11 protein-coding genes are annotated in these 12,563 nt (G+C 70.6%); 9 read left to right on the top strand and 2 right to left on the bottom strand.

Translation table 11 applies throughout. The features are described from left to right. Window positions 1–3: 3 nt before the first annotated feature. Together ACWDA7_RS32710 and iolC are read right to left on the bottom strand one after the other, a co-directional pair. A complete protein-coding gene (locus tag ACWDA7_RS32710; RefSeq protein WP_450608913.1) occupies window positions 4–882 on the bottom strand; it encodes a Cgl0159 family (beta/alpha)8-fold protein in 879 nt (292 codons plus the stop codon). Between the two features lie 59 nt (window positions 883–941). After that, window positions 942–1,898, bottom strand: a complete 957-nt coding sequence (gene iolC / locus ACWDA7_RS32715) for a 5-dehydro-2-deoxygluconokinase (protein WP_450608915.1) — start codon at window positions 1,896–1,898, stop codon at window positions 942–944. 320 nt (window positions 1,899–2,218) lie between these two features. On the opposite strand from iolC, the gene ACWDA7_RS32720 reads away from it, so the two are divergent. From ACWDA7_RS32720 to ACWDA7_RS32760, 9 genes are all read left to right on the top strand, one after another. Beyond that, entirely contained in the window at window positions 2,219–3,241 is a 1,023-nt protein-coding gene (locus ACWDA7_RS32720) for a sugar ABC transporter substrate-binding protein (RefSeq protein ID WP_450608917.1), read from the top strand. Then, window positions 3,241–4,317, top strand: a complete 1,077-nt coding sequence (locus ACWDA7_RS32725; RefSeq protein ID WP_450608931.1) for an ABC transporter permease — start codon at window positions 3,241–3,243, stop codon at window positions 4,315–4,317. Before ACWDA7_RS32720 ends, ACWDA7_RS32725 begins: the two co-directional genes overlap by 1 nt. 7 nt (window positions 4,318–4,324) lie before the next feature. Continuing rightward, a complete protein-coding gene (locus ACWDA7_RS32730; protein ID WP_359398127.1) occupies window positions 4,325–5,227 on the top strand; it encodes an ATP-binding cassette domain-containing protein in 903 nt (300 codons plus the stop codon). 1 nt (window position 5,228) lies between these two features. After that, a complete protein-coding gene (locus ACWDA7_RS32735; protein WP_450608919.1) occupies window positions 5,229–6,131 on the top strand; it encodes a sugar phosphate isomerase/epimerase family protein in 903 nt (300 codons plus the stop codon). A 25-nt stretch (window positions 6,132–6,156) separates the two neighbouring features. Continuing rightward, complete coding sequence (locus tag ACWDA7_RS32740) at window positions 6,157–7,176, top strand: Gfo/Idh/MocA family protein (RefSeq protein ID WP_450608921.1); 1,020 nt, start codon at window positions 6,157–6,159, stop codon at window positions 7,174–7,176. A 248-nt stretch (window positions 7,177–7,424) separates the two neighbouring features. Beyond that, entirely contained in the window at window positions 7,425–8,258 is an 834-nt protein-coding gene (locus tag ACWDA7_RS32745) for a M55 family metallopeptidase (RefSeq protein WP_450608923.1), read from the top strand. Next, window positions 8,251–9,555, top strand: coding sequence for a M20/M25/M40 family metallo-hydrolase (locus tag ACWDA7_RS32750; protein WP_450608925.1), 1,305 nt, complete (start codon window positions 8,251–8,253; stop codon window positions 9,553–9,555). Before ACWDA7_RS32745 ends, ACWDA7_RS32750 begins: the two co-directional genes overlap by 8 nt. Before the next feature lie 15 nt (window positions 9,556–9,570). Further along, entirely contained in the window at window positions 9,571–11,535 is a 1,965-nt protein-coding gene (locus tag ACWDA7_RS32755) for a prolyl oligopeptidase family serine peptidase (protein WP_450608927.1), read from the top strand. Then, complete coding sequence (locus ACWDA7_RS32760; RefSeq protein WP_450608929.1) at window positions 11,532–12,455, top strand: S66 peptidase family protein; 924 nt, start codon at window positions 11,532–11,534, stop codon at window positions 12,453–12,455. Before ACWDA7_RS32755 ends, ACWDA7_RS32760 begins: the two co-directional genes overlap by 4 nt. Window positions 12,456–12,563 lie beyond the last annotated feature (108 nt).

Here is a 12,563-nt window from a genome sequence, read left to right on the forward strand (position 1 = left end):
GGGTCACAGCAGGCTCACCGCCGTGTCCACCGCGGTCTCGACGCTGCCTTCGGCGGGGTAGAGCAGGGACCGGCCGACCACCATGCCCTGCACGGTCGGTAGGCGCAGGGCCTTGCGCCACTTCTCGTACGCGCCCTCCTGGTCCTTGCCGACCTCGCCGCCCAGCAGCACGGCGGGCAGAGTGGACGCCTCCAGTGCCTCGGCCATGGCGTCGGGGTCGTCGGTGACCGGGAGCTTGAGCCAGGTGTAGGCGGATGTGCCGCCGAGGCCCGAGGCGATGGCGATGGACCGGGTGACGGCCTCGGCGCTCAGGTCGTTGCGCACCCTGCCGTCGACGCGGCGCGATATGAACGGTTCGACGAACAGCGGCAGTTCGCGCGCGGCCATCTCGTCCACGGCCCGGGCCGCGGACTCCAGGGTCCGCAGGGAGCCGGGGTCGTCGTAGTCGATCCGCAGCAGCAGTTTCCCGGCGTCGAAGCGGAGCCGTTCGATGTCCTCGGGGCGGTGGCCGGTGAAGCGGTCGTCCATCTCGAAGCAGGCACCCGCGAGCCCGCCCCGGTTCATCGACCCCATGACAACCTTGTCGTCCAGGACACCGAGGAGCAGCAGGTCCTCCAGGATGTCCGCGGTGGCCAGCACCCCGTCCACGCCGGGCCGGGACAGCGCCACGCACAGGCGCTCCAGCAGATCGGCGCGGTTGGCCATGGCCAGACGGTGGTCGCCCACGCTGAGGGCGCCGCGGGCCGGGTGGTCGGCGGCCACGATCATGAGTCGGCCGTTGTCGCCGATCAGCGGGCGGCGGACCCGGCGGGCGGCGGCCTCGGCGATGGCCTCCGGGTGCCGGGCGCGCACGGTGACGAGGTCGGGGATGCTGATGCTCAACAAAGGCTCCGTTCAGGGTGGCGGCGGTCGGCCGGGTGCGCGGGGTCGTGACGCGAGGGTCAGGCGCGGGCGAGGAGGTCGGCGACCTCCTGCTCGGTCGGCATCGCGGAGGAGCAGGCGAGCCGGGAGGCGACGAGCGCTCCGGCCGCGTTCGCGTACCGCATGGTCTCCTCCAGCGGTCGGCCGGAGAGCAGTCCGTGGCAGAGCGAGCCGCCGAACGCGTCCCCGGCGCCGAGCCCGTTGACGACCTCGACCGGCACGGGGGGTACCTCGGCCGTCGTCCCGTCCCGGTGCACGGCGAGGACGCCCTTGGGGCCCTGCTTGACGACCGCGAGTTCCACGCCCGCGTCGAGCAGTGCCTCGGCGCAGGCCTTCGGTTCGCGTACGCCGGTGGCGATCTCGCACTCGTCGAGGTTGCCGACGGCCACGGTGGCGTGGCGCAGCGCCTCGGCGTAGTACGGCCGCGCCGCCTCGGGGTCGCTCCAGAACATGGGGCGCCAGTCGAGGTCGAAGACCGTGGTGCCGGCCTTGTCGCGGGCCTCGAGTGCGGCGAGCGTGGCCGAGCGACTGGGCTCCTCGCTCAGACCGGTGCCGGTGATCCAGAAGATGCGGGCCGAGCGGATGGCGGGCAAGTCCAGCTCGTCGGTGCGGATCTCGAGGTCGGGCGCCTTGGGTCGGCGGTAGAAGTAGAGCGGGAAGTCGTCCGGCGGGAAGATCTCGCAGAACGTGATCGGGGTCGGATATGCGGCCACGGGTGTGACGAACCGGTCGTCTACGCCGAACTCCTTGAGCTGCTGGTGCAGATAGGTGCCGAAGGGGTCGTCGCCGGTGCGGGTGATGACCGCGGTGGTGCGGCCGAGCCGCGCCGCGGCCACCGCGACGTTGGCCGCCGAGCCGCCGAGGAATTTTCCGAAGGACTTGACCTCGGGAAGGGGCACACCGGTCTGGAGCGGGTAGAGATCGACCCCGATGCGTCCCATGGTGATGAGATCGAAACAGCCGGCGGGCTCGGACATGCGTGTCGCTCCTCGTGCGGGATGTGCGGGCAGCCGGACGCCCGGAGGGCGCGAAGTCCGGGCCCGGATGCCTCACAGGTGTAGGTCGCCCGGCGATCCTCTGTCAAGACTTTGTTCTTACATTCGGACCTGCTTCTGAAATGATGTCTTAACAAAGTATTGACAGACGGGTGTTGCAGGGGTTTGTATCCCGTCCCAACGAAACCGCCGCTTCACCGGCACATCGACCCGGGCACCCGCCCGGGCCGCACGGGCATCCCGCCCGGCGTCGTCCCTCCTCGTTCCCTTTCCCCCCGGTCGCACAGTGAGGTGCAGGAAAGATGGATCGCACGATTCGCTCCCGCCGCTCCCGCAGGGTCGCCCCGCTCGTCGCGCTGGCCGCGGCCTCGGCGCTGCTCGTCGCCGGCTGCTCCAGCAGCTCGGGCGGAAAGAAGGCGGAGGAGAGCAGCTCCGGCGCCGCCGCGGGCAAGGCCACCACTCCCCGTATGACCGTCGCGCTGGTCACCCACCAGGCGCCCGGCGACACCTTCTGGGACATCGTCCGCAAGGGGGCCGAGGCGGCCGCGGCCAAGGACAACATCAAGCTCGTCTACTCCGCCGACCCCAACGCCGGCAACCAGGCGAACCTGGTGCAGAACGCGATCGACCAGAAGGTCGACGGCATAGCGATCACCCTGGCCAAGCCGGACGCCATGAAGGACGTCGTCGGCAAGGCGAAGTCCGCGGGTATCCCGGTGGTGGGCCTCAACTCCGGCGTGAGTGACTGGCAGAAGCTCGGCCTGATGGAGTTCTTCGGGCAGGACGAGGGCGTGGCGGGAGAGGCGCTCGGCAAGCGGCTGAACGAGGAGGGCGCCAAGAACGCCGTCTGCGTGATCCAGGAGCAGGGCAACATCGGGCTCACCCAGCGCTGTGACGGTGTGAAGAAGACGTTCAGCGGTAAGACGCAGGTCCTCTATGTCAACGGCACCGACATGCCGTCGGTGAAGTCGACGATCACTGCCAAACTCAAGCAGGACAGCTCGATCGACTACGTCGTCACCCTCGGTGCGCCGTTCGCGCTGACGGCGGTGCAGTCGCTGTCCGACGCGGGCAGCAAGGCGAAGGTCGCCACCTTCGACCTCAACAAGGACCTGACCAGCGCCATCAAGAAGGGCGACATCCAGTTCGCCGTCGACCAGCAGCCCTACCTGCAGGGCTACCTCGCGGTCGACTCCCTGTGGCTCTACAAGAACAACGGCAACTACAGCGGCGGCGGTGAGCAGCCGGTGCTGACCGGCCCGGCCTTCGTCGACAAGTCCAACGTCGACACCATCGCCACCTTCGCCGCGAAGGGCACCAGGTGATCCCTATGAGCCAGCAGGCTGTGCCGGCGGTGACCTCACCGCCGGCCTCCGGCCCCCGGCAGAGCGACGGGCGGACGGCGCAGCGGTCCTTCGTCCTCCGACTGCTCGCCCGGCCGGAGGTCGGCGTCTTCCTCGGCGCCGTCGCGGTGTTCGTCTTCTTCTTCGCCGCGGCGCCGACGTTCCGCACGGGCAGCGCGATGGCCACCGTCCTCTACCAGTCGTCCACCATCGGGATCATGGCGCTGCCCGTGGCCCTGCTGATGATCGGCGGAGAGTTCGACCTGTCGGCCGGTGTCGCGGTGATCACCTCGGCGCTGACCGCCAGCATGGTCAGTTTCCAGCTGACCATGAACGTCTGGGTGGGCGTGGTCGTCGCGCTCGTGGTCTCGCTCGCCATCGGGGCGTTCAACGGCTGGATGATGGTCCGCACCGGACTGCCCAGCTTCCTGGTCACCCTTGGCACCTTCCTCGGGCTGCAGGGCATCAACCTCGCGGTCACCAAGCTGATCACCGGCAATGTCGCGACCGACGACATCAGCAACATGGACGGTTTCGACCAGGCCAAGGCGGTCTTCTCGTCGTCGTTCTCCGTCGGCGGCGTCCAGCTCAAGATCACCGTCCTGTGGTGGCTGCTCTTCGCGGCCCTGGCGACCTGGGTGCTGCTGCGCACCAAGTACGGCAACTGGATCTTCGCCGTCGGCGGCAACAAGGACAGCGCGCGAGCCGTCGGTGTGCCGGTGAAGTTCACCAAGATCTCGCTGTTCATGCTGGTCGGCTTCGGTGCCTGGTTCGTCGGCATGCACCAGCTGTTCTCCTTCAACACCGTGCAGTCCGGCGAGGGCGTCGGCCAGGAGCTGATCTACATCGCCGCCGCCGTGATCGGCGGCTGTCTGCTGACCGGCGGCTACGGCTCGGCGATCGGCCCGGTCTTCGGTGCCTTCATGTTCGGCATGGTGAGCCAGGGCATCGTCTACGCGGGCTGGAACCCCGACTGGTTCAAGGCATTCCTCGGCGTGATGCTCCTCGGCGCCACCCTCATCAATCTGTGGGTCCAGAAGTCCGCGACCCGGAGGTGACCACCCCATGACGACCGCTGACATCGGCAAGAACACCGCCAAGGCGGCCCCGGACGACCAGGCCCCCGTGGTCGAACTGCGCGGCACGGGCAAGTCGTACGGCAACATCCGCGCCCTGCACGGGGTCGACCTCGCCGTCCACCCCGGCAAGGTCACCTGCGTCCTGGGCGACAACGGCGCCGGCAAGTCCACACTGATCAAAATCATTTCGGGGCTGCACCAGCACACCGAGGGCGAGGTCCTCGTCGACGGCGAGCCCGTGCGCTTCACCACCCCCCGCGAGGCACTCGACCGGGGTATCGCCACCGTCTACCAGGACCTGGCCACCGTGCCGCTGATGCCGGTGTGGCGGAACTTCTTCCTGGGCTCCGAGATGACCAAGGGCCCCTGGCCGTTCCGCCGTCTCGACATCGCCCGGATGAAGCGGACCGCGGACGAAGAACTGCGGAACATGGGCATCGTCCTGGACGACCTCGAGCAGCCCATCGGCACCCTGTCCGGCGGCCAGCGCCAGTGTGTCGCCATCGCCCGCGCCGTCTACTTCGGCGCCCGCGTCCTGATCCTGGACGAACCCACCGCCGCGCTCGGCGTCAAGCAGTCCGGTGTGGTCCTCAAGTACATCGCCGCCGCCCGCGAGCGCGGCCTCGGCGTCATCTTCATCACCCACAATCCGCACCACGCCTATATGGTCGGCGACCACTTCAGCGTGCTGCGCCTGGGCACCCTCGAGCTCAGCGCGGACCGTTCGCAGGTCAGCCTCGAGGAACTGACCAACCACATGGCCGGCGGCGCCGAACTCGCCGCCCTCAAGCACGAGCTGGCACAGGTCGGCGGCGTAGACGTCGAGGGGCTCCCCGAAGCGGAGGACCTCCAGGCACCTGTGACGGCATCTCCCGAAGGGACCCTGTGACATGACCACTGCCCTGGACCGCATCCGGGTCGGCTCGGCCCCGGACTCCTGGGGCGTCTGGTTCCCGGACGACCCGCAACAGGTGCCCTGGGAACGCTTCCTGGACGAGGTCAGCGAGGCCGGGTACTCCTGGATCGAGCTCGGCCCCTACGGCTATCTGCCGACCGATCCGGCGCGCCTGACCGACGAGGTGAACAAGCGGGACCTGAAGGTGTCGGCCGGCACGGTCTTCACCTCGCTGCACCGCGGACCGGCCGTGTGGGAGTCCACCTGGGAGCACGTCGGCCAGGTCGCCGCGCTCACCCAGGCGATGGGCGCGAAGCACCTCGTGGTCATCCCGTCCTTCTGGCGGGACGACAAGACGGCCGAGATCATCGAGCCCTCGGAGCTCACCGCCGAACAGTGGGCGCACCTGACCAAGGGCATGGAGCGGCTCGGCCACGAGGTCAAGGAGACCTACGGCCTCGACATCGTCGTCCACCCGCACGCCGACACGCACATCGACACCGAGGCGCACGTCGAGCGCTTCCTGGACTCGACGAACTCCGACCTCGTCAACCTCTGCCTGGACACCGGGCATTACGCCTACTGCGGCGGCGACAGCGTCAAGCTCATCGAGACCTATGGCGAGCGCATCGGCTATCTGCATCTCAAGCAGGTCGACCCGGAGATCCTCGCCGACGTCGTGGAGAACGGCGTTCCGTTCGGGCCCGCCGTGCAGCGCGGTGTGATGTGCGAACCCCCGGCGGGCGTGCCCGAGCTGGAGCCGGTCCTCGTCGCCGCCCAGAAGCTCGGCGTCGAGCTGTTCGCCATCGTCGAGCAGGACATGTACCCCTGCGAGCCGGACAGGCCGCTGCCCATCGCCGTACGCACCCGCAAGTTCCTCCGCTCCTGCGGCGCCTGACCATCCGAAGGGACGACCGACCACCATGACTCAGCGCGGAACGCTCCGAGTCGCCGTCATCGGGACGGGACGGATGGGCGCCGACCATGTGCGCCGTATCGACGAGGTGATCAGCGGCGCGCGGGTGTCCGCCGTCGTGGACGTCGATGCCGAGCGGGCGAAGAGCGTCGCGGCCGGTGTCGAGGGCTGCACCGCCTACACCGAACCGGCCGCCGCGATGGCCGCCGCCGACGTCGACGCGGTACTGATCGCCTCTCCCGGCCCCGCCCACGAAGCCGCGCTGCTCGCGGCCTTCGAGCGCGACCTGCCGGTACTGTGCGAGAAGCCCCTCACGCCCGACGCGGCCTCCGCGCTCCGGATCCTGCGGGCCGAGCAGAAGTTGGGCCACCGGCGCGTCCAGGTCGGTTTCATGCGGCGCTATGACGCCGAGTACCTCAGGCTCAAGGAGCTGCTGGACGGCGGCCGGCTGGGCCGCCCGTTGATGCTGCACAACCGGCACCGCAACGCGGCCAGCCCGCCCGGCTTCACCGACGCCATGCTCATCAACGACTCGGTCGTGCACGAGATGGACGTGACGCGCTGGCTGCTCGGCCAGGAGATCACGGCGGTGACGGTGCTGCGCCCGGCACCGTCGGGCGACGCCCCGACAGGCCTTTCGGACCCGCAGCTCGTCGTCTTCGAGACCGATGGGGGCGCCCTCGTCGACGTCGAGATCTTCGTCAACTGCGGCTTCGGCTACCAGGTACAGGCCGAGGTGGTGTGCGAACAGGGAAGCGCCAGGATCGGCGACGGGCATGCCATGGTCACCCAGGAGGCGGGCCGCTGGGGCGGCGGCATCGCCCAGGACTTCGTGGAGCGCTTCGCGGAGGCCTACGACCGCGAGGTGCAGGCCTGGGTCGACGCCACCCGGCGCGGTGAGGTCACCGGGCCGAGCGTCTGGGACGGCTATGCCGCGGCAGCGGTCTGCGAGGCGGGCGTGCGCGCCCAGTCGGAGGGCCGCCGCGTCGAGGTCGAGCTGGCCGAGCGGCCTGCGCTGTATCGCTGACGCCGGGTGCCGGGTGCCGGGTGCCGGGTGCCGGGTGCCGGGTGCCGGAGCGTCGGGTGCCGGGGTGCCGGGGCCGGGCCGGCCCGCGCTCCACGGCCGGCAGGCCGCCGCTCGTAGCCGCCCTGACCGCGTGACCGCCCCTGACCGGTCACGCGGTCAGGGGGTGTGCTGTCGAAGGCCGCCACCACGGCGGGACACTTTTCCACAGGGCTGGTCACGCAACGTCACGAGCGCGTAGGTTTCCTGCCATGAAGATCCTCATCAGCGCCGACATGGAGGGCGCCACGGGTGTGACCTGGCCGGCCGACGTGCTGCCCGGGACGCCGGAGTGGGAGCGGTGCCGTGGGATGTTCACCTCGGACGTGAACGCCGCGGTGCTCGGTTTCCTCGCCGGCGGCGCCGACGAGGTGCTGATCAACGAGGCCCACTGGTCCATGCGGAACCTCCTCCTCGAGCGTCTGGACGAGCGGGCGCAGATGCTCACCGGCCGGCACAAGTCCCTCTCCATGGTCGAAGGCGTGCAGCACGGGGACGTGGACGGGGTCGCGTTCGTGGGCTATCACGCCGGCGCCGGTATGGAGGGCGTCCTCGCGCACACCTACCTCGCCAACTCGATCACCGGGGTGTGGCTGAACGACACGCGCGCCAGCGAGGGCCTGCTGAACGCACACGTGGTCGCCGAGTACGGCGTGCCCGTCATCCTTGTCACCGGGGACGACGTGGCCTGCGAGGACGCGCTCGGGTACGCGCCCGAGGCGCTCAAGGTCGCCGTGAAGGACCACGTCTCCCGGTACGCGGCGGTGTGCCGCACACCGGCCAGGACCGCGGCCGACATCCGCGCGGCGGCCAAGGACGCGGTGTCCCTGGCGGTACGTCACGAGCCGGTGAGCGGGGGGCCGTTCACGATCGCGTTGGAGTTCGACGCGGAGCACCTGGCGATGTCCGCCACCGTGGTGCCGGGCGTGGACCGCGTCGGGGAGCGGAAGGTGGCGTACACGAGCGAGCGTATGTATGGGGCGATCCGTACCTTCAAGGCGGTCACCACGATCGTCTCGGCCGCGGTGGAGGAGCAGTATGGCTGACCAGCAGGCACTCGACGAGGTGGTCCGGTTCACCTCGGACCTCATCCGCATCGACACGACGAACCGCGGCGGCGGCGACTGCCGGGAGCGGCCCGCCGCCGAGTACGCGGCGGAGCTGCTTTCCGAGGCGGGCCTGGAACCGGCCCTGCTGGAGCGCACCGAGGGCCGGACGAACGTCGTCGCCCGCATAGAGGGCACCGATCCCTCCGCCGATGCGCTGCTCGTCCACGGCCATCTCGATGTGGTGCCGGCCGAGGCCGCCGACTGGAGCGTGCACCCGTTCTCCGGTGAGGTGCGCGACGGAGTCGTCTGGGGCCGGGGCGCCGTCGACATGAAGAACATGGACGCGATGATCCTCGCGGTGGTGCGGGAGTGGGCGCGCTCAGGGGTGCGACCGCGACGTGACCTCGTCCTCGCGTTCACCGCCGACGAGGAGGCGACCGCCGAGGACGGCTCGGGCTTCCTCGCCGACCGGCACGCCGGACTGTTCGAGGGGTGTACAGAGGGCATCAGCGAGTCCGGGGCGTTCACGTTCCACGACGGCGACGGCCGGCAGCTCTACCCGATCGCGGCGGGCGAGCGCGGCACCGGCTGGCTCAAGCTCACCGCGCGTGGCCGGGCGGGCCACGGCTCCAAGGTCAACCACGACAACGCGGTGACCCGGCTCGCCGCGGCCGTCGCCCGTATCGGCGCCCATGAGTGGCCGCTCAGACTGACCCCGACGGTGCGCGCGGCGCTCACCGAACTCGCCGCGGTCTACGGCATCGACGGCGGCCTCGACGATGTGGACGGCCTGCTGGACAAGCTCGGCCCGGCCGCCGCACTCGTCCGGCCGACCGTGCGCAACAGCGCCAACCCCACGATGCTGAGCGCCGGTTACAAGATCAATGTGATCCCGGGCGAGGCCGTCGCGTACATCGACGGACGTTATCTGCCGGGCGGCGAGGAGGAGTTCCGCACCACCTTGGACGAGCTCACCGGGTCGGATGTGGAGTGGGAGTTCGATCATCGCGAGGTCGCTCTCCAGGCGCCGGTGGACTCGCCGACCTACGCCCGGATGCGTGCCGCCGTCGAGGAGTTCGCGCCGGAGGGCCATGTGGTGCCGTACTGCATGTCGGGCGGTACGGACGCCAAGCAGTTCTCCCGGCTCGGCATCACCGGCTACGGCTTCGCGCCGCTGAAGCTTCCGGAGGGCTTCGACTACCAGGCGCTGTTCCACGGTGTCGACGAGCGGGTCCCGGTGGAGGCGCTGCACTTCGGAGTCCGGGTACTCGACCGCTTCCTGCGCGCGGTGTAGGGGAGAGAGGGGGAGATGGTGCAGACACTTCCGTACGGGGAATGGTCCTCGCCCATCGACGCGGCGCTCGCCGCCGCACACGACGGCCATCCGGAGTCGGTGGACTTCGTCGGCGAGGAGGCGTGGTGGACCGAACCGCGCCCCGCCGAGGGCGGACGCCGCACGCTCGTGCGCCGCACGGCGGACGGCACCGAGGAGTCGGTGCTGCCCCCACCGTGGAACGTGCGCAGCCGGGTCATGGAGTACGGCGGCCGGCCCTGGACCGGGGTGATGCGCTCCGAAGGGCCCCTGGTGGTGTTCGTGAACTTCGCGGACCAGAGGCTGTACGCGTACGAGCCCGCGGCGCCCGGTGCCGGACCGCGCCCGCTGACCCCGCTGTCCCCGGTGGGCGGCGGACTGCGCTGGGTCGACCCGACACTGCACGTCGAGCGCGGTGAAGTCTGGTGCGTGCTCGAGGAGTTCACCGGCGACGGAGCCGGGGACGTACGGCGGGTGGCCGCCGCCGTACCGCTGGACGGTTCGGCGGCCCGGGACCGGGACGCCGTGCGCGAACTGACCGACGGGCGCCACCGGTTCGTCACCGGGCCCCGCCTCTCGCCGGACGGGCGGCGCGCCGCCTGGCTCGTCTGGGACCATCCACGCATGCCCTGGGACGGTACCGAGCTGATCGTCGCCGAGGTGACCGAAGACGGCACGTTCCTGGAGCCTCGCGCTCTCGCCGGCGGGCCCGAGGAGTCCATCGCCCAGGCAGAGTGGGCGTCCGACGGATCCCTGCTCTACGCCAGTGACCGCACCGGCTGGTGGAACCTGTACCGGGACGGCGAGCCGTTGTGTTCCCGCGAGGAGGAGTTCGCGGGGCCGCTGTGGAAGGTCGGGCAGCGCTGGTTCGCGCCCCTGGATGGCGGGCTGATCGCCGTCGTCCACGGAAGAGGCGCCGCAGTGCTCGGCATCCTCGACCCGGACAGCGGGGAGGTGGTCGACGCGGCAGGGCCCTGGACCGAGTTCGCCGCGACGCTCGCCGCGCACGGCAGCCGGGTCGTGGCCGTCGGCGCCAGCCCGCGCAGCGCTGGCGAGGTCGTCGAGCTGGACTCCCGGACCGGGCGTACCCGGGTCATCGGGGCCGCGCACGAGGACCCGGTGGACCCCGCGTACTACCCCGAGCCGCAGATCCGCACCTTCACCGGCCCCGGGGGCCGTGACATCCACGCCCACATCTACCCTCCGCACCATCCCGGCCACGTCGCGCCCGCCCATGAGCTGCCGCCGTATGTGGTGTGGGCGCACGGCGGGCCCACAGGCCGCGCCTCACTCGTCCTCGACCTGGAGATCGCCTACTTCACCTCGCGCGGTATCGGAGTCGCCGTGGTGAACTACGGCGGCTCGACCGGCTACGGGCGTGAGTACCGCGACCGGCTGCGCGAGCAGTGGGGTGTCGTCGACGTCGAGGACTGCGCCGGCGTCGCGCTCGCTCTCGCGGAGGAGGGCACGGCCGACCGCGACCGGCTCGCCGTGCGCGGCGGCAGCGCCGGGGGCTGGACGACGGCCGTGTCCTTGACGACGACCGACGTGTACGCCTGCGGCACGATCCTGTACCCCGTCCTGGACCTGGTGAGCTGGGGCTCGGGGGAGACCCATGACTTCGAGTCGCGGTATCTGGAGTCCCTCGTCGGGTCCTACGCCGAAGTGCCCGGCCGGTACACCGAGCGGTCGCCCGTCGAGCACGCGGACCGCATCACCGTGCCCTTCCTGCTGCTCCAGGGCTTGGACGACGTCATCTGCCCGCCCGCGCAGTGCGAGCGGTTCCTGGCCCGGCTCGAAGGGCGCCGGATACCGCACGCCTACATCGCCTTCGAGGGCGAGGGGCACGGCTTCCGGCGGGCTGAGACGATGGTGCGCGCCCTGGAGGCCGAGCTGTCGCTGTACGCGCAGGTCTTCGGGCTGAACCCGCCCGGCATCCCCACCCTGGAGCTCAGCAAGTGACACCCCTCGTACGACCGCCCCGACTCGTCCGGGGGGCCCGTGTCGCCGTCGTCGCGCCCAGCGGACCCGTGCGGGAGGAGCGGCTCGCCGCCGGGCTCGACATCCTGCGAGCCTGGGACCTCGACCCCGTCGTGGCCCCGCACGTCCTCGACCGGCACCCCGACTTCCCCTACCTCGCGGGCACGGACGCCGACCGGGCCGCCGACTTCCAGGCCGCGTGGTGCGACCCGGAGGTGTCCGCGGTGCTCTGCGCCCGCGGCGGGTACGGGACACAGCGCATGGTGGACCTTCTGGACTGGGACGCCCTGCGTGCCGCCGGGCCGAAGGTGCTGGCCGGCTACAGCGACATCACGGCGCTGCACGAGGCGTTCGCGGCCCGTCTCGGACTCGTCACGCTGCACGGCCCGATGGTGTCGGCCGTCGACTTCCTGAAGAACACGCGGTCCCAGGAGCATCTGCGCGCGACGCTGTTCGAGCCGGAGTCCGTACGGACCATCGCGTCGTCCGGCACCGCGCTCGTCCCCGGCCGTGCCCGGGGCGTCACCCTGGGCGGCTGTCTGAGCATGCTCGCCTCCGAACTGGGCACTCCGCGCTCACGGCCGGGAGCGCGCGGCGGCCTGCTGCTGATCGAGGACGTCGGCGAGGAGGCGTACCGGATCGACCGCATCCTCACCCAGCTGCTGCGTTCCGGATGGCTTGACGGCGTCGCGGGGATCGCGCTCGGGTCCTGGGAGCGATGCGGGCCCTACGAACTGCTGCGCACCGTCCTCATGGACCGGCTCGGCGGGCTCGGGGTGCCGATCGTGGAGGAGTTCGGATTCGGCCATGGCGAGTGCGCCCTCACGCTGCCGCTGGGAGTCGGCGCCGAACTGGACGCCGAGGCGGGAACGCTGACGCTGGACGCACCGGCGCTGGCCTAAGAGTCATCCTGTAATGGGATGCCGTCCGACCAGTTCCTGTTCGGGAGTGCCACGCCTGTGGGTGGGGCGTTCCCTACTGGGGCGGCTGTTCCGACGTGGGCCTTGTGC

It is taken from the genome of Streptomyces sp. NPDC001156, from assembly GCF_053598275.1.

What these genes read in the sequence shown, in the direction of transcription:
- ACWDA7_RS32730 (WP_359398127.1), top strand. Translation starts at nt 4,325, where the DNA reads ATGACGACCGCTGACATCGGCAAGAACACCGCCAAGGCGGCCCCGGAC.
- ACWDA7_RS32755 (WP_450608927.1), top strand. Translation starts at nt 9,571, where the DNA reads ATGGTGCAGACACTTCCGTACGGGGAATGGTCCTCGCCCATCGACGCG.
- ACWDA7_RS32745 (WP_450608923.1), top strand. Translation starts at nt 7,425, where the DNA reads ATGAAGATCCTCATCAGCGCCGACATGGAGGGCGCCACGGGTGTGACC.
- ACWDA7_RS32720 (WP_450608917.1), top strand. Translation starts at nt 2,219, where the DNA reads ATGGATCGCACGATTCGCTCCCGCCGCTCCCGCAGGGTCGCCCCGCTC.
- ACWDA7_RS32750 (WP_450608925.1), top strand. Translation starts at nt 8,251, where the DNA reads ATGGCTGACCAGCAGGCACTCGACGAGGTGGTCCGGTTCACCTCGGAC.
- iolC (WP_450608915.1), bottom strand. Translation starts at nt 1,898, where the DNA reads ATGTCCGAGCCCGCCGGCTGTTTCGATCTCATCACCATGGGACGCATC.
- ACWDA7_RS32740 (WP_450608921.1), top strand. Translation starts at nt 6,157, where the DNA reads ATGACTCAGCGCGGAACGCTCCGAGTCGCCGTCATCGGGACGGGACGG.
- ACWDA7_RS32735 (WP_450608919.1), top strand. Translation starts at nt 5,229, where the DNA reads ATGACCACTGCCCTGGACCGCATCCGGGTCGGCTCGGCCCCGGACTCC.